This window comes from Siccibacter colletis, from assembly GCF_025914095.1.
Lineage (GTDB): Bacteria > Pseudomonadota > Gammaproteobacteria > Enterobacterales > Enterobacteriaceae > Siccibacter > Siccibacter colletis.
In genome coordinates, this window is sequence record NZ_CP074352.1 from 3,320,811 (window position 1) to 3,338,467 (window position 17,657).

The following is a 17,657-nucleotide window of genomic DNA, read 5'->3' on the forward strand; positions in this document are numbered from 1 at the left end:
AGAGGTGTCAGGCGGTATTACGCGAAGATATGGATTTAATTGCTACGGGTTATGGTTCTGTGATGGACATTTCACTTTATAATTTTAGATTATTCTCAAGTTCAAATCACAACTGGCTAATAACTATCGATTTAAAACGGAAACTCGAAGTGCGGGTCGATTTAAGTATGGATATTTCGCTGGCATTGATATGGACTTGACTGGTTTTTAGTCAAAAAAAACCCTGCCGTAGCAGGGTTCTTCCATAACTGGCGTTGATTAACGTGCCAGCCAGCCGCCGTCCACGGCAACGGTGTAACCGTTGATGTAGTCGGACGCACTGGAAGCCAGGAACACCACCGGGCCCATCAGATCGCTCGGCAGACCCCAGCGACCCGCCGGGATACGGTCGAGGATTTCCGCGCTGCGCTGCTCGTCGGCGCGCAGCTGCTGGGTGTTGTTGGTCGCCATGTAGCCCGGCGCGATGGCGTTCACGTTGATGTTGTGTTTCGCCCACTCGTTCGCCAGCAGACGGGTCACGCCCATCACTGCGCTTTTCGACGCGGTGTAAGACGGTACGCGAATGCCGCCCTGGAAGGAGAGCATGGAGGCGATGTTGACGATCTTGCCGCCGTTACCCTGGGCGATAAACTGCTTCGCCACGGCCTGGGACATAAAGAACACGCTCTTGATGTTCAGGTTCATCACGTCATCCCAGTCTTTTTCGCTAAAGTTAATCGCGTCTTCGCGACGGATCAGACCCGCGTTATTCACCAGCACGTCAACGTGACCGAATTCAGCAACGGCGCGTTCGATCAGAGAAGGAATGGCATCAATCTGACGCAGGTCGGCGGTCAGGCTCAGGAAACGGCGGCCCAGCGCGGTAACCTGTTCAATGGTATCGGTCGGCTCAACGATGTTGATACCGACGATGTCGCAGCCCGCCTGAGCCAGACCTACTGCCATACCCTGGCCTAAGCCAGTGTCACAGCCGGTAACGATGGCAACTTTACCCTGAAGAGAGAATGAATCCAGAATCATGTGATTTCCTTTATGTCAGGCCTGTCCCGGACAGGCATAAGTTCATGCTGTCCGCGACTAGCGCAGATCTTTAACAGCGACGTGGTCCATGTCATCAAAGACCTGGTTTTCACCAACCATGCCCCAGATGAAGGTGTAAGCGCGGGTACCCACGCCTGAGTGAATCGACCAGCTCGGTGAAATCACCGCCTGCTCGTTGTGCATAACGATATGACGCGTCTCCTGCGGCTGCCCCATCATGTGGAACACGCACGCGTCTTCGTCCATGTTGAAGTAGAAGTAGACTTCCATGCGGCGCTCGTGGGTATGGCACGGCATGGTGTTCCACAGGTTGCCCGGCTCCAGCTCGGTGAGACCCATGCTGAGCTGGCAGGTTTCCAGCACGTCCGGCACGAAGTATTTATTGATGGTGCGGCGGTTGCTGGTGAGCGGATCGCCCAGCGTCACCGGCGACACTTCAGACGGCATCACTTTCTTCGTCGGATACGTGGTGTGTGCCGGGGCGCAGTTGTAGTAGTACTTCGCGGGCTGAGAGGCATCAACACTGGCGAATACCACTTCTTTCGCACCTTTACCGACGTACAGCGCGTCGCGATGGCCGATCTCGTAGCACTGACCGTCCACGGTGATGGTGCCCGGACCGCCGATGTTGATAACGCCCAGTTCGCGGCGCTCAAGGAAATAGGTCACGCCCAGTTGTTTACCGACTTCACCGCCGACGGATACGGTTTTCGCAACCGGCATCACGCCGCCAACGATGATGCGGTCGATGTGGCTGTACACCATGGTGTATTCGTCAGCGACGAACACTTTCTCTACCAAAAATTCGTCACGCAGACCCTGAGTATCGAGGGTTTTGGCATGTGCGCTGTGGATACTTTGTCTGACTTCCACAATAACCTCCTGGGGAATTAGGTGGGTGCGATTTGCCCGTGGATGTAACAGCAAAACGCTGTTCCGTTTCTTAACTACGGTCATCTTATCCCGGTTAAAACGTGTTTTCAATTATAACTAAAACGTTGTTTCACTTTTTTGCGAAAGAATTAATAGAATTGGAATTGCGATCACGAATGGCCCAGGCGCACGAAAATCCTCGCCGAAAAAAATTATTAACAATCAAATGGTTAAATATAAACACTCCTGAGTTGATCTGGATCGTATTGCTACCCCTTTTTCATTAACCCGGCGGCGTGATGCCGCACCCGCGTCACGGCGTTATTCATAAGCCTGGCAAATAAAATCGGCGCGAGCCTGGTAAAGTGCGTGAGCAATCACACACCTTGAAACGTTGTTTTGATAAATTAATACCCAGTTTTCAAACCAATCATATTCGACGCGCCGGGGACGGCAATAAAGGAGTGCATGATGGCTAAAGGCATGAAGGTTAAGCTTAATTATGAGGTAAGCCGGGACCCGGATACCGGCGCAGAAGTCACCCGCTTAACCCCACCGGAAGTAACCTGTCACCGCAACTACTTCTATCAGAAGTGCTTCACCCAGGATGGCAGCCGCCTGCTGTTCGCCGGCGAGTTCGATGGTCACTGGAACTACTATCTACTCGATCTGGTCGATGCCAGCGCGATACAGCTCACCGAGGGCGCGGGTGATAACACCTTTGGCGGCTTCCTCGCCCCGGACGATAAGTCGCTCTACTATGTGAAAAACGAGCGTTCCCTGCTGCAGGTCGATCTGGCCACGCTCGAGGAACGCGAGATCTACCGCGTTCCCGATGAATGGGTTGGCTACGGCACCTGGGTAGCTAACAGCGACTGCACCAAACTGGTCGGCATCGAAATTGCTAAAAGCGACTGGGTGCCGCTCAACGACTGGCAGATTTTCCAGGAGTTCTTCCACAAAGGGCCGCACTGTCGCCTGCTGCGCGTCGATCTGCAGACGGGTGAAAGTGCCGTGATCCACGATGAGCGCATCTGGCTTGGTCATCCTATTTATCGTCCGTTTGACGATAATACCGTGGCGTTCTGTCACGAGGGGCCGCACGATCTGGTGGACGCCCGTATGTGGCTGGTGAATGAAGATGGCAGCAACGTACGCAAGGTAAAAGATCACGCCGAGGGCGAAAGCTGCACGCACGAATTCTGGGTGCCCAACGGATCGGCGCTGGTGTACGTCTCCTACCTGAAAGGCAAACAAGGGCGCACGGTTTACCGCTTCGATCCTGAAACCGCTATTAATGAAGAAATTATGCCGATACCGGCCTGTTCGCACCTGATGAGCAACTTCGACGGCACGCTGCTGGTTGGCGACGGTTCCGGCACCCCGGTTGACGTAAAAGACACCAGCGGTTACCGCATTGAAAACGATCCTTACCTCTACGTGTTCGATGTAAAACAAAAAGCGTATTTCCGCGTGGCACGTCACGACACCTCCTGGGCCACCTTCGCCAACAGCCGCCAGGTCACCCATCCGCACCCGTCGTTCACGCCGGATGATTCCGCCATCCTGTACAGCTCTGATAAAGACGGTAAGCCGGCACTGTATATTGCGAAATTACCGGAACAGCGGGAGATGATTACCGTTTAACTGAGTGTGTTTTTCTGTAACTGGCCTTGCCCTCCTTCGCGGAGGGCCTTTTTTTATGCTGTCTTACAGAAACAAAAATATTCCCTGGCGGGAAATAAAAACGGCCCCTTAAATAAACGGGGCCGAAAGGAGGGTTATTTATCAGAAAGAGTAAGCGACGCCGAGACGGAAACGCGTCTGACGCTCATCGGTTTCTTTTACCCCGACGTTACCCACTTCAACATACGGAGACCAGTTTTTATCAATTTTATATGCCAGCTTGGCATTATATTCGTTGGAATAGTCTTTGTTATTATTACGAATGGTGCCTTCGGTGCTTTTTGCATACACATAATTCAGCTCGGTACGCCAGTCACCCAGCGCAAAACCAACCCATGCATCACCGCGGTTAACCTTATCATCCTCACGGTCCGGTGTGCTCGGATTACGTGTATATTCATAGCGATAGCGCGCCGCCACGTAGAAGCCGTTATCAAAGCTGTACTGCGCATGGATATTCGGTTTATAGATAGTGCGGCTGTCAGTACTTTCAATGGTGAACGCTGGCGTAATCGCGATATTGTCGGTGGCCTTCCAGCGCCAGCTAATTTGATCTTCATGACCGTTACCTACCACATCTGAGAAAGGCTGGTCCTGTTTATCACCGCCTGATTTCCATTTTGCCTCAACGGAAAAACCTACGCCGTTATCAAAACGGTGTGAAACGGCAACGCGATCAGCATTCGAACCGCTGTCAATATACTCGTGACGTAAATCAACGGTGACCGCCTGAGCAGCGAAACTCGACCCACATAATACCGCCAGCGCTAATGTTTTCTTAAACATACCTTTCCCCTATTGAAATAATGTTTCGTTTTTATGGAATGTGATTTTATTTTTTTATTATTGCGCTTTTGGTGATCGAGATCGTAGTTGTCTGTTTCAAAAAAAATGGCATACGGCAGCGTGACTGGCGTCAATAAAAATGGCTTGCGGGCTCCTGAAACCAAATAACGATCACACTTTCATTTTTGAAACCAAAAATGAACCCCGCCTCAATAATTTATTTTAACTGATTGTATCTACTCATTTATTTAAAAAAAGTCAGACCGTCATAGATATGTCTATTTATTTCCAAAATAATAATAACAAGAGTGACAATCATATAGCGCTCTTATTCGGACGGCAGCACAAGGCGAGCGGCGACAATTTGACAGGGAGGCGATGAGGATCGGTACCATAGGGTTACCGCTATTACGGACCGCAGGGAACTAACGCGCACGCGAATACGGAAGTGGGGAAGCCCCTGTTATTAGCCGTCCGGCTTCGGCAGTAAGTACCTGCTCTGAAAGCAGCCGATGGGCATACGCGCCGCCCCGACGGTCATCACATCTTTTATCTCTTCACTCTGCGATCGGAATCGGCTCCCGGGAGCCGATTATTAATTTCCCTTTTCATGGATATCCAAAATGAGTGAAAGCAAGCACATCACATTGCGTTATGTTGATGCGGATGGATGAATGCCCATCAGACAGCACGTGCGCCGTGCGTTTCAGTGTCCCAGGCGGCCTGAAAGCAGAGATCGATGGGTCGCGGTTCCCAGTGGATTAATCCCCTGATTTCGAAAAGAATCACACCGTAGCGCGACGGATTGTCTTTATCCAGTACGGGCCGTACCAGCAGCGACTGCGCAATGATGCGCGGCTCGAAACGGAGAATGGCGCGCCGGATGGTCGCTTCAATGCGCGTCCATGACTGAGCATGGCTCCAGCCACCGGTCATCGCCGCCACGCCGTAATTCATAACTGACTCGGCGACGGCGTGATGACGATGTTCATCCAGCTGGTCTTCAATATTGGTATTGTTCAACATTGCCAGCAGATCGCGTTGCACAATGGCGCGCATCGTCCGGCTGTTAAAATGAAACGCGTCCCAGGCTTCTTGCTGTTTTTTTGGTTCATCATCCAGCAGCCTGTCGAGCAGGGTAGGTAAATATTTAATTTTTTGCCCCATACTTCCTCCTTGATCGTACGGGGGACTGGTATCGCCTCTTATAGCAGCGTGTCCAGCCCGGCTTTGTAGAATTCATTAAGCATCAGCGATGATAAATGAGAGGCAGGTTTATTGCGCTGCAAATGGGGCGGCGCAAGCAGCAGCAGGATGTCATGCTTTGGCGCCTCCGGCTGGACGATCTCTCCCTGCATGCTGAGATCCAGCTCCTCACACACGCGCGTCATCAGACCGGCGGTATCAAGAATACAATCCGTCACGGTTTTCTTTTCCATCTGCTCGCGCAATGCCAGAAACTGCCCGCTTTCAGGTGCCATGGGCGAGATCTCGCGCGCCATCGTTACGCCCGTACGGCTGCCCTGCTCGCCCCACAGCACCACGCTTTTATACTCATTCGCCAGGGCGTTAAGCGGATTGTTATCCTCATCGCCCTCAATGTGCTGCGCCCGCCATGCCATGTAGTGCCCGATATGAGGAAGAAGATCCTCCGGCATCTCCGACACGGCCTCCTGCATGGCGCTACTAAATACGCGCTTCGCCAGCGCATCACTCGCAGGCGACGATGCGGCATACTGCTGCACCTGCATACGATATTGCCCGATCTGGATTTCCAGCCCCGGTAACAGCGGGCGAGACTGACCATAGTCCAGAATATGTGTGCCAACGCGGCACAGATAATCCCGCGAACGATTAACGATCACCGGCAGCGAAAAAAGCCAGTAAAACAGGATGCGTTCGGCCTCGCTCTCGGGACATGACGTGGAAAAAAGTCCCCGTTCGGGACAGAACCAGGCCGGGTGCTCCGATGTAAACCCTTCTGTAATCTGAAAAGCGGCCTGAGTATCAGGCCAGATAAGCCTCAACTCCATAACGATTACCCAATCAACACGTCCCCGGAACCACTTGAGATCGTGGCTCCGCAACCGGCAGGATCGCCAAGACGCGCTGCCGGAGCGCCATTTATGGTAACGCTGCCGGATCCGGCGGCAATTGAGCTACCTCCGTGCTGGGAACAATTTACGCTGTCTCCGACCCGCGCAGCAGAAATATTGTTGATAAAAACATCACCGGAACCGCTGGTAACGGATCCCCCGTGGTTGATGGCATCGCTTAGACGTGCGGCGTTTTGCATAGTGTGATTGTCCTGAATATGATTTTACTATCATGGCGGGTACGTAACCCCGCCATGGCTCGATCGCGGTATTTACGGCTCCGGCGTATCCGTCGGCGTTTCGGTCGGCGTCTCGGTCGGCGTCTCGGTCGGCGTCTCGGTCGGCGTTTCGGTCGGCGTTTCCGTCGGCGTTTCGGTCGGCGTTTCCGTCGGCGTTTCGGTCGGCGTTTCGGTCGGCGTTTCCGTCGGCGTTTCGGTCGGCGTCTCGGTCGGCGTTTCGGTCGGCGTTTCCGTCGGCGTTTCCGTCGGCGTTTCGGTCGGCGTCTCGGTCGGCGTCTCGGTCGGCGTCTCGGTCGGCGTCTCGGTTGGCGTCTCGGTTGGCGTCTCGGTCGGCGTTTCCGTTGGCGTATCCGTTGGCGTATCCGTTGGCGTATCCGTTGGCGCATCCGTTGGCGCATCCGTTGGCTTCGGCGGTTTTGGCGGCCAGACAGGGTATGGCGGCAGCGGGATCGGCAATGCGATCAGGCCAAATGCTAATCCGGCAAGGCTGGAAAGTGCTGCCAATCCACCGCCGCCGCCGCCGCCGGAACCACAACCGTCACCAGGGTTCAACTGTACCTGCCCCCCCTGAATAACGACCTTGCTGGAGCCAACAATTTTGATCACGCTGGCGCTGATGGTGAGTTCCCCACCGGCGCTCATGCTGATTGCACCGCCTGCGACCAGCGTTGCGGCGCCACCCACCGCAATCTGGTGGGCACCACCTACCGACATGGCGTTATATCCCCCCACATTGGTGAGATTGGCGCCACCGACATTAAGCGAGTTTGCACCGCCCACTGAGAGTGCATTGGCGGCACCAACGACCGTAGAACGTGCCAGTCCCACTTGCAGCGCGGAAAATCCGCCGATGCATTTGTTGTAATGCAGCCCAACCGATACATCGCGACTCACGCCGACTTTAAGCGTTGAGTTGGCACCGATGGTCTGCACCTCATTATTCTTGGTCAGGCGATCCATGTTGCGTTCGGCCTGTTCCCAGTACTGCTCTCGTCCCGGTTTATCCTCAAAGCGGATGCCGTTGAAGTTAGTACGTCCGCCTCCTACGGTACGGCTGACGATCCCGCTCTGGGTGCTGTTGACCGGCAGATCCCACGGCGGCATGGTGACGTTGTTATAGAGGCTACCAATGATAAGCGGGCGATCCGGATCGCCATTGATAAAGTCGACGATTACCTCGTGACCTACGCGCGGAATATAGATCCCGCCAAAATTGTTGCCCGCCCATGCCTGACTGACGCGTAGCCAGCAGGAATCTGATTCAAGGTTTTTGCCATAGCGATCCCACAGGAAACGTACCTTGACCCGGCCATATTCATCAGTCCAGATATCTTCACCCGGCGGCCCGACAACGATTGCCGTTTGCGGCCCATGCGTGCGCGGACGTAACGTCGTTTGTGGATGACGATAAATTTTCGTGGTCGGCTGAAAAGTAAACGCAGCGTCATAATGAAAAGCGTCGACACCACTGGATTGTTGGTTTTCAGTGACCGTTAGCCGGCTCGAAATCACCATGTATTCGCGGTTAGCCTTATCGACCGGACAACCCTTCAGTTCAAAATTGCAGCCGCATACGATGCCACGGATCTCACCCGATCCGACCGCACGCGAGCCGATCGCCCCCCGCTCCTCCGCCCTGATGCGCGCCAGCTGTTCACCAATGGCCGGTTTGTCGTAATCTCCCGGCCAGTGGAAGATCTCCATATCGTTAAAGCTGGTCTTACGTGGTTTATTGTCGAGCGCCATGATATCGGCACGCGACTTCTGAAAGTCGTAATCATTCGTTACCCAACGCCCGCTGGTAATGGTCTCCTGGGTATAAAACTGACTGATGTACTCCTGGTCCGCTTTGGGATCGTCGGATTGATAATGAATGACGTGATATGCCTCGCTGAAATAGGGCTTATGCGCGCCAACATTGTCCACCAGCACCAGCTTATGCTTGTGGTCCTGATGTTCAAAAAACCAGTAAATCCCCCACTCTTCCATCAGGCGCTGAATGAAATCGAAATCTGTTTCTCCGTACTGCACCTGATAATCAAGCTGGGGATAGCTGCCTGACAGGCGCTTTTCGAAGGGAAAGTTGTAGTCGCCCAGGATCGCTTCAATGATTTCCACGACGTTTTTTTGCTGGAAAATTTTGAAGTCCGCCGTGAGATCCGCAAGATAAAGCCACGGACGAATCACTATCTCAAACATCGCCTGATTGGCATCCCGGCCAATGAAGCGCGCCTGCTGCACCAGGCCCGAAATTTCACGCGTGCCTTTGCCTACCCCGCGCGCATCGTCAAGCCCGTTGCCATCCAGCTCCAGCTCGACGGTCATCTCCTTGCCGATAAGCGCTTTCAAATCCACATTCGAGGCGGCCTGCCAGGGAATATCCGGGTTAGCAGGCGTCCTGACCATGATGTGATAGGTATAAAGAGTGGAAAAAGCCTCCTCACCCGTAAGCGTTGAGAGTACCAGCGCAGGCTCGCCCAGAAGCGACGGCATCGCCGGAGAGGTTAAGGTAATAGTACGCGACATCATGACACCTGACTTTTCATTGAAATATCCCTTTTACTGGCACGTGTGCCCCCCTGGTGACGGATAGCGGAACACGGTGTGACGCGACGATCCGCCCATGCTGGTTTTGTTTCCACAGCCACAGATACCCTCCCTTATTGATGCATGCAGGCCAGCCGGCCCACGGCATAAACTGCACCCCGCCACTTTCAGTGGCGCTATAGTCCTCTTCGCAGCAGTCACGGAGCCACGCCAGTAGCGGCGGCGACTGTTTCAGCCCGGCGCAGGCGCGATAGTGCCTTGCTACGTGTCGGCAAACCCGTCCTGACGTGCGTCCGACCATCCGGGGCTGCGCAACCAGCGCACGGGCCAGCCAGAATGCCAGCGAATGCGGCTCCTGCAGGCACTCCTGCAGCGCAACATCTGACAGCGAGGCGTACAGCACGGTCTCGCTTTGCATGGCGACCGCGCCTGTCAGCGTCTGCGACAGGCCGAGCGCCTCGCCGGGTAGTGCAAAACACCACGGATAGCACTCAGCCTGTAGCCCCTGCTGCGCGCCCTGGGCGATGAGAAATGTCGCGAGTGCGCTACCGGTAGCATCACGCCGGTGAAAGCGATGCGTCCACCGCCCAATCGTCGGCGTGACCGCCTTCACCGCGAGCGGTATTTTTTTGCTGAACAGCATCTCGCTTACCCCTCCTCCGGGCAGCGAAAGTTCTGTAGCAGCGCAATCAGACTGGTATCGCCGTAGCGCAACCCGGAGACCTCAAGATCGATACGTCGCTTATCCAGGTCATAGCTCAGCCGTTCGTTCCCGGAGGGCAGAAGCTCTATATTGACGGCGCGCTCGCGTAGCCGCAGCAGCGCCCATGGGCCGTTAATCTGGAGACGACTGAGCAGGGCGGCAATTTCATCGCCACGAACGGTGACCGGTTTGGCAAACAATCCCGCTCCCGGGCGCGGTCCAGGCCACGTCACGTAGAACGGCGTCACCGGGCCATGCGCGTATTTATACTTGTTCCCGTCGACGGCTAGCGTCACTTGCAGCAGTGCGGGCGAAAGGTGCGGAACGGAGAATGTCAGGCCGAGGTTGAGTTTTCGCCCCTCGTCCTGCTGGAAAAAGGCGTTACGGATTTCCGCCGCCTGTTCGAATACGGCCAGGCCGGTGCTGTCAGAGGTGCCTTTGTAGCGCCACGGCGATGAAGAGGTGTCTACTTTTGCTGCCAGATTTTTGGCGAAGTAAGTGTCTACCAGTCCGCCGGCGGCGAAAAAGCGGCTGAAGGCGCTGAGAGTAACCTCCTGCCCATCGTCAGCGAAGGGGTACTTCCCTTCCAGCGTGGCGCGGCAGACGGTACCAATGCCTGTACTGATAGCATCGTTGTTGAGCGCCACCTGCTGTATCTCAACATTGTCGAACGCGCTGGCCAGCAGAGGCTCCACCATCTCCCGGAAGGGATCGGGCCATGTCTGAGCCTCTGCGAGTAACTTTTTTCCAGCGTCCGTTACCGGCGGAGTATCGCCGTCTGCCATCGCATTTTTTGCGATCACCAGCATGGTGTACTGCTCGTTAAGCAGAGCAATCATGCGATTAAGTGGGGTTACGCCGCCTGTCGCCCCTCCACCGCGTACAAATTCATGCAGTGCGCTGAAATGCTCATCCACTCCGGCACGCACCAGTTTCTTCTCCTGCCGCGCCATCAGCGCATCAAATTTTTTCATGCGCGACAGCGTCTGGCTGCGCGGCGTCACGTTCAGCACGTCGCCGAACGTCTCGCCCGGTTCACTCAGCGTGGTCTGCCGCGCCACTTCTTTGGCAAAATGCGTCAGCGGCGACGGAGAGGAGGCCAACGTACGTAACAGCCAGAGGTCAACCGACAGACCCGATGAGGCGTCTTCCGGGGCCTCGCGTGAAAACGCCAGGTGGACATCGGTCAGGAAACGTTGCCAGTAGTGGGTGTAATCACGCAGATAGCGCGACAGCACCCGACCATAAAGCTCCATCTCCTGAGCAGTTCTGACAGGCTGTCCCATCACCCAACCATTCTCCGTGGCGAAAGAGGCCACCAGCGGTAACCCTTTTTTTTTAACCACGTCGTAATAGCCTTCGAGCGTGAACAGGCCGGGGATGCCGTCCACCCGCAACGTCTCATCTTCCAGCGCAAAGACCGGTGCAGCGTCTTCGCCGCTCAGCGTGGTCAACGTGAGGTTTGGCGGCGCGTCCCGGTAGAGCAGCGTTTTAACCTGCTGGTAGATACGCTCCTCAGGAGTCTGTTGTGCCAGCCGGGCGCGGGCTTCACGAATCAGTACCGGATCGGCGGCCTGACCATACTGCCGCCAGTCGCCAGCACCGAATAAGCGCCGCAAATGCCCGATAAACACCGCAGGGCTACCGTAAGCGTCCATTTTATGGGTGCTTTCCCAGCGTGCTGATAGTCCGTCCTCGACCGTGTCACGATCGAATTTGCCCTCGCCAAACACCATCAGATAAAGCTTCAGCGCCTGATAAAGATCGTCGCCTTCTCCCGTCGCGATTGCATCGCGCAGCGCCTGACTGGTCTGCTGCTCGATCTGCGGCAGCAGTAACTGGTGTAACAGAGACTCATAAAGTCCGGTGGCGTTATCCACCATATGAAAACCGACGTACAGACCGTAGCGCCAGTCCAGGGTTGGATGGTAGACATCCGCCGTCGGTACCTGGGGTAATGCCTGACTGAGCGCCAGTAGCTGCGGCACCAGGCTGTCGCTTTTTGTTTTCAGAAAGCGCGACGCCCTGTCTTCAAGCACGCTGAGCCGACTCTCAACCACGTCCAGGTAATCATCGTTGTGCATGAAGCTGGTCATCATGCCGATAAACAACAGCGCAGCCAGCAGCAGGCAGAGCGCGTGTCCGGCAATGTTCAGCAGGCGGTTGCGACCAGCCGCCTCCAGGTTGTAGCGCACCAGACCGGCATCCTTGACGATCACCTCGGCAAATAGCTGTTTAAGAAAGTAATGACGTCCGCTCCAGCTGGAAATGAGCATGTCGTCACGATCCGGCCGTTCCATTGTGTCGTGAGAACGGTCAGTGAGCGCCTGGCGCCAACGCTGGATAAGCGTTGAGGGATTGATCAGCGGCGGTTCATTCTGCTGGCACGCGCTGGAGAAATAGATGCCGCGCAGCGTGCTGTAAAACTGAGTCTCGTCGTAGCGTGACGCGAAAAAGATGTTCTGCAGCATAGCGGTCACCCCTTCTGCAAGGGTGCGGAAATCGAGCGACAGGGCGTACATCCGACGACGTTCGCCCACGGCATACTCCTCTTGCTGACGCGCGGCGATATTACCGTCAATACGCGATGCCAGCAGCGCAAGCTCGTCTCCCACTTTTTGCTCTGCCAGCGTGGCGCTGATTTTTTCGCCCCAGGGAAAGGTTACTCCCCAAATCTGCTCCCGCGCCTCGGCGGTGAGATCCCGAAAATAGGCTTCAAAACCTGCCAGCCGATCCATACCGGTGACGATCACATAGGCCGGAAAGCGGATGCCGAGTGTTGTGCGAATGTCGTTCAGCCGCTTACGCAGCTGTGCGCTCATCTCTCGCAGTGCGCTTTTTTCAGCCCCCATGATGTCAGCCGCGCTGATAGCAATGATCACGCCATTAATCGCGTTAACCGGTCGATATTTGCCGATGGCGTTCAGGATGCCTTGCCACTCCGGATGCGCGTCCCCTGCGTCAGAAATGAAGCGGCCCGCGGTATCCACGAACAAGGCATCGTTGGCATACCAGCATTCGCAGTGTGACGTCGGTACTGTCCTGGCCGTAGTGCGCGCCAGTTGTTCAGGCAGCGGAAACTCCTGCCCTGAGGAGACGATAAGCGACGTTTTTCCCGCCTGCTCGTTGCCAATAACCATAAACCAGGGGAGCGCATCCTGAGAAAACATGAAAAAGCGGCGCCAGCGTGATACCCCGGTGCGCACGCCCCGCGTACGCACCGCGGCTTTACGGATGATGCCTGCCACTTCCGTCATCTCGCGGGCAGGCTTGACCTTACCTTTGCGAAATTTATGAAAATCATCCAGCAAATGAGGATTGCGGGACAGTGCCAGCAGGAGCAGCCAGCCGGCATAGATCAGCGTCACGAATGCGATAACAGCCACGATGACCAGCCGGCGCAGCGTACTGGTGAGCGGCCATGTATCGCCGAGCAGTATAAAGGGCCCTAACTCCCAGACCAGCACGCACAGTGTGACGGCAACCAGCACAAAGAAAGGAATGCGCCAGAACAAACGCGCAAACCACCCAAGCGCCAGCAAAATGAACACCACGCGCGTTTGCACGCCCTCCAGCGGCCGCGTTTTGCCGAACCCGATAAACGGGCCCAGATACCAGATAGCCGCCGCCAGGGTAATAAAGCAGGCGAACAGCAACAGGGTTTTTAACGATCGCCCCGAAAAAAGCCGGTTTACATAAAACATGAAGGCACTCATTTGTAGGTCACGAAAATTTCAACGCGCCGGTTCGACGCACGTCCCTGGGCATCATCGTTCTGGCTAACAGGCTGGCGATCGCCCATACCTTCCACGCGAATATAAGATGCGGGCACCCCTTGTGCTTTCAGCACGTTTGCCACGTCCGCTGCGCGCATTTCAGAGAGGATTTGGTTATTCGCGATACCGGGTTTATGAATAGGCAGCGAATCGGTATGGCCGACAATGGCTACGCGCCCGTTGACCCGCCGTATTTCCTCTGCCACCCGTTTCAGGATGCCCATCATCTCCGGGCGGACTCTGGCCGAACCGACCGGGAACATTGCATCGCTATGGAAAATCACTTTGCTCCGGCTGGTGCTCTCATCCACCGAGACCAGTCCCTGTCGAATCTCTTCTTTCAGCAAAATGGCTAGCCGCAAACGCTGGGCTGGCGGAAGCGCAAAACCCCGCAATTCGCTCAGCGCATCGATACGCAACCGGGCCACGCTTTCACGCGACGCAAGCAGATAACTGGCGGTGATAAACGTTCCGGCGACCAGCAACGCGGCAAACAGGGCGGTAACACGCACCGGGAGCGCATAGCGCAGCCGCTTGCCTCCCTCACGCTGAACGCGGGCATGCGGTGAGAGCGCAGCCGGCACGGAGTCACGGGTACTTTGCAGCAACGTGAGCAACTGCTGCCGGATTTTAGTGAGCTGCCGCTCGCCGTTTTCAATAATGCTGTAGCGTCCTTCGAGGCCTAACCCCAGGATACGCAGCATGATCTCCAGCACGTCGGCATAGTCATGCGGGTTCACCGACAGACGACCAACCAACAGGAAAAATTTATTACCGCCGTCGTTATCACCTTCGAAATGGTTTAGCAGATTGCTGCGTGACCAGGCGCAGGCGATTCCCCATGGCGTTGCATGCGCTGCCTCGTCCAGAGCGGTACAGAGGCAATAGCGCACAATGGCCATTTTTTTCCACGGGATGTTGGTTTCATCACACACGACGCTGAAGAGATTGATCTCATTGATCAGGGTCCGCTTCAGCACGCCGGCATGAGCGGGTGAACTTACCGACTCCGGCATTTCACTCAGAGCCCGCAGCAAGGGCTGGGCAGCTTCCAGCAGCGGCATCGCCGCAGCCGCCACCGCATTAACCCGTTGCCGCACGCTTTCGGTTTTAACGATAACTTCCTGCCCGGCACTGGCGAATATCTCTGCCTCAGGCGTGGCCGCTGCCGACGTCGTGGGTGACGTAGCGGAGGAAAAACTTTGCGACTCACTCATCAGAAATTTACCCAGCGCCTGGAGACTGTCATCGTCCTGCGGCGTCAGGTCTGACGCTGGTGAGATCGGTGAATCGGTCATCGGGACGTCACTCATTACTCACGGATCCCCCACATTTCCATGCGCAAGCCCGGGAAATCTCCGGCTACGTGAAGCGCAATCGCGCCGGTGGCAGCGATGTGCTCCCAGAAGGTTCCGTTTTTTTGCAATTCAAAGTAAACGTACCCGGCGCTATACGGGATCTGTCGCGGCGGCACCGGCAAACTTTGCAGCAGCAGTCCGGGCAGATGCGAGCGAACCAGATCCTGCAGTTGCTGCGGCGCGCTGATTTTGACCTGGGCGAAAAATTGCTGCTGCAGTACGTCAGCGGGAAGCTGCGCGTTCACCGCCAGCACCAGATTCGAGAAGGAACGCAGCTCGTGCGGCATTACTGAGGCGGACCAGATACCGTGCCCTTTTTCATACAGCGGAATCACCTGTCCGGCGCGTACCAGAATCTGATTGAGCAGATCGTGAATCTCCTCCACCAGCGGGCGAATCGATGGATAAAGCCGCGCATGATCGTAACCCGGTGCCGCTTTTGGGCGACGGGTCTGGGTACGCAGAAAGGTGGACAGCTCGCCGGCAAATTTAGCCAACTCCTGATAGAGCACAATCGGCGGCATCTCAGGAATGGTGCGCAAATGATTGAGAATGGGTTCGTATTTATTAAAAATTTGCAGCAGCAGATAATCGACGATCTCTGCGCTGGCACTGGCCTTGCCGGTACTGCCGGTCAGATGCCCCGCCAGCATCCCGGCGCGGATTTTTACCAGTCCGCTAAGATGCGTCAGCCATTCGGCAAGCAGCGGGCTGGCTGCGTAACCGGTGACAGGCGGAATGAAATCGTCCTGATGCAGCAGCACGCTGCCATCTGGCTGCAGTGCGCGAACCCGGGTCAGCGGCAAACCGATCCAGGATTCCGTCATCTCCCGTTCGCACACCAGACGCAGGCGAAGCTGCGCCAGCTGAACCGGTTTTGGTCCCTGACGGATCGCGTTGGTATCGGTGATCTCATCTTCAAACGCGCAAAAACGGGCCAGTGAACGCGTGTCCCAGGGATCAAAAATCGTCTCGTCGCTATTGTCCAGCCGCAGCGGCACAGCAAGACAGATAACCTGACCAAGGTGTTCAGGGGTAATGGTTAAGGGTTCCGGGCTTTCGGCATGACCGGGAAAATCGAAAGGTGTCCCGTCAGGCAGTACGCCCCGACCAGAGCGCAACACCAGTTTGCCGTAGGCAAGCGCCTCCTGATCGATTTCATATTGAGCAAAGCCCCAGAAAAACGGAGTGATTGTCGCTGCGCGCTTATGGGCAAAATATTCAAAATAGCGCTCCTGCTGCTGGAAAAGCTGCGGGCGCAGAAATAATCCTTCACTCCAGATAACTTTATTTGTTCTCACGGCTTATTCCACTTCCTTGACAGAGAGAGCTAACGATCCGATATCTACCTGTAATGCCGGCGAGGGAGGTGTAAACCACCGGCTATACCAGGCACGTTCATCATTGCGATTGACAGGCCAGGTCGTTACGGCTTGCGCATGATTAATATCCCGATACGCCGCCACAATACCCAGCGCCACGGCATCTGCCGCAGGCGTTATTTCCAGCTCGCGTTTTTCGCCCGGTTTAATCATTACGTCGGACACTTTTTTAATTTGCGTAAGCAACTCGGGATCGCTTCCGTCTGTAATAGTGAAATAGTCACTCATCGCAAAAGCGTCAGTACCTGTTAATTCATAAATACGAATACCAACCGGGCTAGGCTGCCCTTTTTCATTCGGGTTAACTTTCTTGTCGGCGACAAGCGTAATATCAACCTTATTTTTCTCCTGCGGCTCAACGGAATGGCAGGAGGATAAAAAAATGGCCAGAGTTAAAATTTGACAGTAGTTAAAAGCCAGGCAGCTACGCCTTACTCTTATTTCCATATATCGATATTCTCCATGCGCAGAAGCGCCATCCGCAATGCGAGGCCAGCTGAGCGCACCATCCATTGCGTGATAGAGCCTGAGTAGCGCTCCCGTCAGCATGCGCGAAACGGAAGCGCTTCAGACGTTATTTATTAACCGTGCAGGTTAGCTTTAACATCATAAGTAGCAGAAATAACGCCTGCTTTATGCCCTTCAGCATTCTGCATAACGTAGTCCTGCGTCATCTTCGTAAAGGAGAAACGCACCTGCTCGCGCGGGCGCGCTTCATCTTCAAGCGAGCCTTGCATACCGACATGGGTAATAATGACATCGGTGAATTTGATGATTAAATATTCCAGCGGATCGCCACCTGCTTTACGGATCACGAACTGAATATTCTTGATATGCTTACCGGTCAGACAGTAATTAAGCAGATTCGGGCTCGCTTTATCCGTATAGTGAACGAAAATAAAGTCCTCAACGGTGGCACGACCAGAGCCGCCGCCGGAACCGCTGTGCATATTAGAATGTTGTGAAACATCCCATTTCCAGCTCAGAACCTGAATTTCATTTTTATGAGTGGCATCTAAAGACTCCCCTTCGATGCCATCAATTTTAATAAACATATCTTGTGCCATAAAATCCTCTTAAGCACTAATTTGGTGTTCAGTTGACAACCACATAAATAGAGGAAAAGCGAATAAGGATATTATTCGGCTAATCCTTTCCCATTTGTAATAC

14 protein-coding genes are annotated in these 17,657 nt (G+C 54.9%); 1 reads left to right on the top strand and 13 read right to left on the bottom strand.

The window, feature by feature from the left end; all coding sequences use genetic code 11:
- Window positions 1-258 precede the first annotated feature (258 nt).
- Together kduD and kduI are read right to left on the bottom strand one after the other, a co-directional pair.
- A complete protein-coding gene (gene kduD / locus KFZ77_RS15950; protein ID WP_031524016.1) occupies window positions 259-1,020 on the bottom strand; it encodes a 2-dehydro-3-deoxy-D-gluconate 5-dehydrogenase KduD in 762 nt (253 codons plus the stop codon).
- Between the two features lie 57 nt (window positions 1,021-1,077).
- On the bottom strand, window positions 1,078-1,914 hold the full coding sequence (gene kduI, locus KFZ77_RS15955) for a 5-dehydro-4-deoxy-D-glucuronate isomerase (RefSeq protein WP_264384760.1): 837 nt from the start codon (window positions 1,912-1,914) through the stop codon (window positions 1,078-1,080).
- A 471-nt stretch (window positions 1,915-2,385) separates the two neighbouring features.
- Here kduI and KFZ77_RS15960 point away from each other — a divergent pair, with 471 nt between their 5' ends.
- Window positions 2,386-3,561 (top strand): oligogalacturonate lyase family protein, encoded by a 1,176-nt coding sequence (locus tag KFZ77_RS15960; RefSeq protein ID WP_031524019.1) that lies wholly within the window; start codon window positions 2,386-2,388, stop codon window positions 3,559-3,561.
- Window positions 3,562-3,702: 141 nt separating this feature from the next.
- On the opposite strand, the gene KFZ77_RS15965 is transcribed toward KFZ77_RS15960, so the two are convergent.
- The 11 genes from KFZ77_RS15965 to KFZ77_RS16015 form a co-directional block, all read right to left on the bottom strand.
- Window positions 3,703-4,386, bottom strand: coding sequence for an oligogalacturonate-specific porin KdgM family protein (locus KFZ77_RS15965; protein ID WP_031524021.1), 684 nt, complete (start codon window positions 4,384-4,386; stop codon window positions 3,703-3,705).
- Window positions 4,387-5,067: 681 nt separating this feature from the next.
- Window positions 5,068-5,553 carry a type VI secretion system baseplate subunit TssE gene (tssE, locus tag KFZ77_RS15970; protein ID WP_264384761.1) on the bottom strand — a complete coding sequence of 162 codons (486 nt, stop codon included), beginning with the start codon at window positions 5,551-5,553 and terminating at the stop codon, window positions 5,068-5,070.
- A 38-nt stretch (window positions 5,554-5,591) separates the two neighbouring features.
- Window positions 5,592-6,251: a TagK domain-containing protein gene (locus KFZ77_RS15975; protein ID WP_264384762.1), complete on the bottom strand. Its 660-nt coding sequence runs from the start codon at window positions 6,249-6,251 to the stop codon at window positions 5,592-5,594.
- Window positions 6,252-6,424: 173 nt separating this feature from the next.
- Window positions 6,425-6,682, bottom strand: coding sequence for a PAAR domain-containing protein (locus tag KFZ77_RS15980; protein ID WP_072002055.1), 258 nt, complete (start codon window positions 6,680-6,682; stop codon window positions 6,425-6,427).
- Window positions 6,683-6,754: 72 nt separating this feature from the next.
- Entirely contained in the window at window positions 6,755-9,214 is a 2,460-nt protein-coding gene (locus KFZ77_RS15985) for a type VI secretion system Vgr family protein (RefSeq protein WP_264386206.1), read from the bottom strand.
- A 49-nt stretch (window positions 9,215-9,263) separates the two neighbouring features.
- Window positions 9,264-9,911, bottom strand: a complete 648-nt coding sequence (locus KFZ77_RS15990) for a hypothetical protein (protein ID WP_031519773.1) — start codon at window positions 9,909-9,911, stop codon at window positions 9,264-9,266.
- A 5-nt stretch (window positions 9,912-9,916) separates the two neighbouring features.
- A complete protein-coding gene (gene tssM / locus KFZ77_RS15995; RefSeq protein ID WP_264384763.1) occupies window positions 9,917-13,675 on the bottom strand; it encodes a type VI secretion system membrane subunit TssM in 3,759 nt (1,252 codons plus the stop codon).
- An 8-nt stretch (window positions 13,676-13,683) separates the two neighbouring features.
- A complete protein-coding gene (gene tssL / locus KFZ77_RS16000; RefSeq protein WP_264384764.1) occupies window positions 13,684-15,060 on the bottom strand; it encodes a type VI secretion system protein TssL, long form in 1,377 nt (458 codons plus the stop codon).
- A complete protein-coding gene (tssK, locus tag KFZ77_RS16005) occupies window positions 15,060-16,406 on the bottom strand; it encodes a type VI secretion system baseplate subunit TssK (RefSeq protein WP_264384765.1) in 1,347 nt (448 codons plus the stop codon). The genes tssL and tssK overlap by 1 nt, the downstream gene beginning before the upstream one ends.
- Window positions 16,407-16,409: 3 nt before the next feature.
- Entirely contained in the window at window positions 16,410-17,000 is a 591-nt protein-coding gene (gene tssJ, locus KFZ77_RS16010) for a type VI secretion system lipoprotein TssJ (RefSeq protein WP_264384766.1), read from the bottom strand.
- 68 nt (window positions 17,001-17,068) lie between these two features.
- A complete protein-coding gene (locus KFZ77_RS16015; protein WP_031519764.1) occupies window positions 17,069-17,554 on the bottom strand; it encodes an Hcp family type VI secretion system effector in 486 nt (161 codons plus the stop codon).
- Window positions 17,555-17,657: the final 103 nt, after the last annotated feature.

Bases quoted from the DNA above. Each gene is read 5' to 3' on its own strand.
- kduD (WP_031524016.1), bottom strand. From the start codon at position 1,020: ATGATTCTGGATTCATTCTCTCTTCAGGGTAAAGTTGCCATCGTTACC.
- KFZ77_RS15960 (WP_031524019.1), top strand. From the start codon at position 2,386: ATGGCTAAAGGCATGAAGGTTAAGCTTAATTATGAGGTAAGCCGGGAC.
- KFZ77_RS15965 (WP_031524021.1), bottom strand. From the start codon at position 4,386: ATGTTTAAGAAAACATTAGCGCTGGCGGTATTATGTGGGTCGAGTTTC.
- tssE (WP_264384761.1), bottom strand. From the start codon at position 5,553: ATGGGGCAAAAAATTAAATATTTACCTACCCTGCTCGACAGGCTGCTG.
- KFZ77_RS15980 (WP_072002055.1), bottom strand. From the start codon at position 6,682: ATGCAAAACGCCGCACGTCTAAGCGATGCCATCAACCACGGGGGATCC.
- KFZ77_RS15985 (WP_264386206.1), bottom strand. From the start codon at position 9,214: ATGCCGTCGCTTCTGGGCGAGCCTGCGCTGGTACTCTCAACGCTTACG.
- KFZ77_RS15990 (WP_031519773.1), bottom strand. From the start codon at position 9,911: ATGCTGTTCAGCAAAAAAATACCGCTCGCGGTGAAGGCGGTCACGCCG.
- tssM (WP_264384763.1), bottom strand. From the start codon at position 13,675: ATGTTTTATGTAAACCGGCTTTTTTCGGGGCGATCGTTAAAAACCCTG.
- tssL (WP_264384764.1), bottom strand. From the start codon at position 15,060: ATGAGTGACGTCCCGATGACCGATTCACCGATCTCACCAGCGTCAGAC.
- tssJ (WP_264384766.1), bottom strand. From the start codon at position 17,000: ATGGATGGTGCGCTCAGCTGGCCTCGCATTGCGGATGGCGCTTCTGCG.
- KFZ77_RS16015 (WP_031519764.1), bottom strand. From the start codon at position 17,554: ATGGCACAAGATATGTTTATTAAAATTGATGGCATCGAAGGGGAGTCT.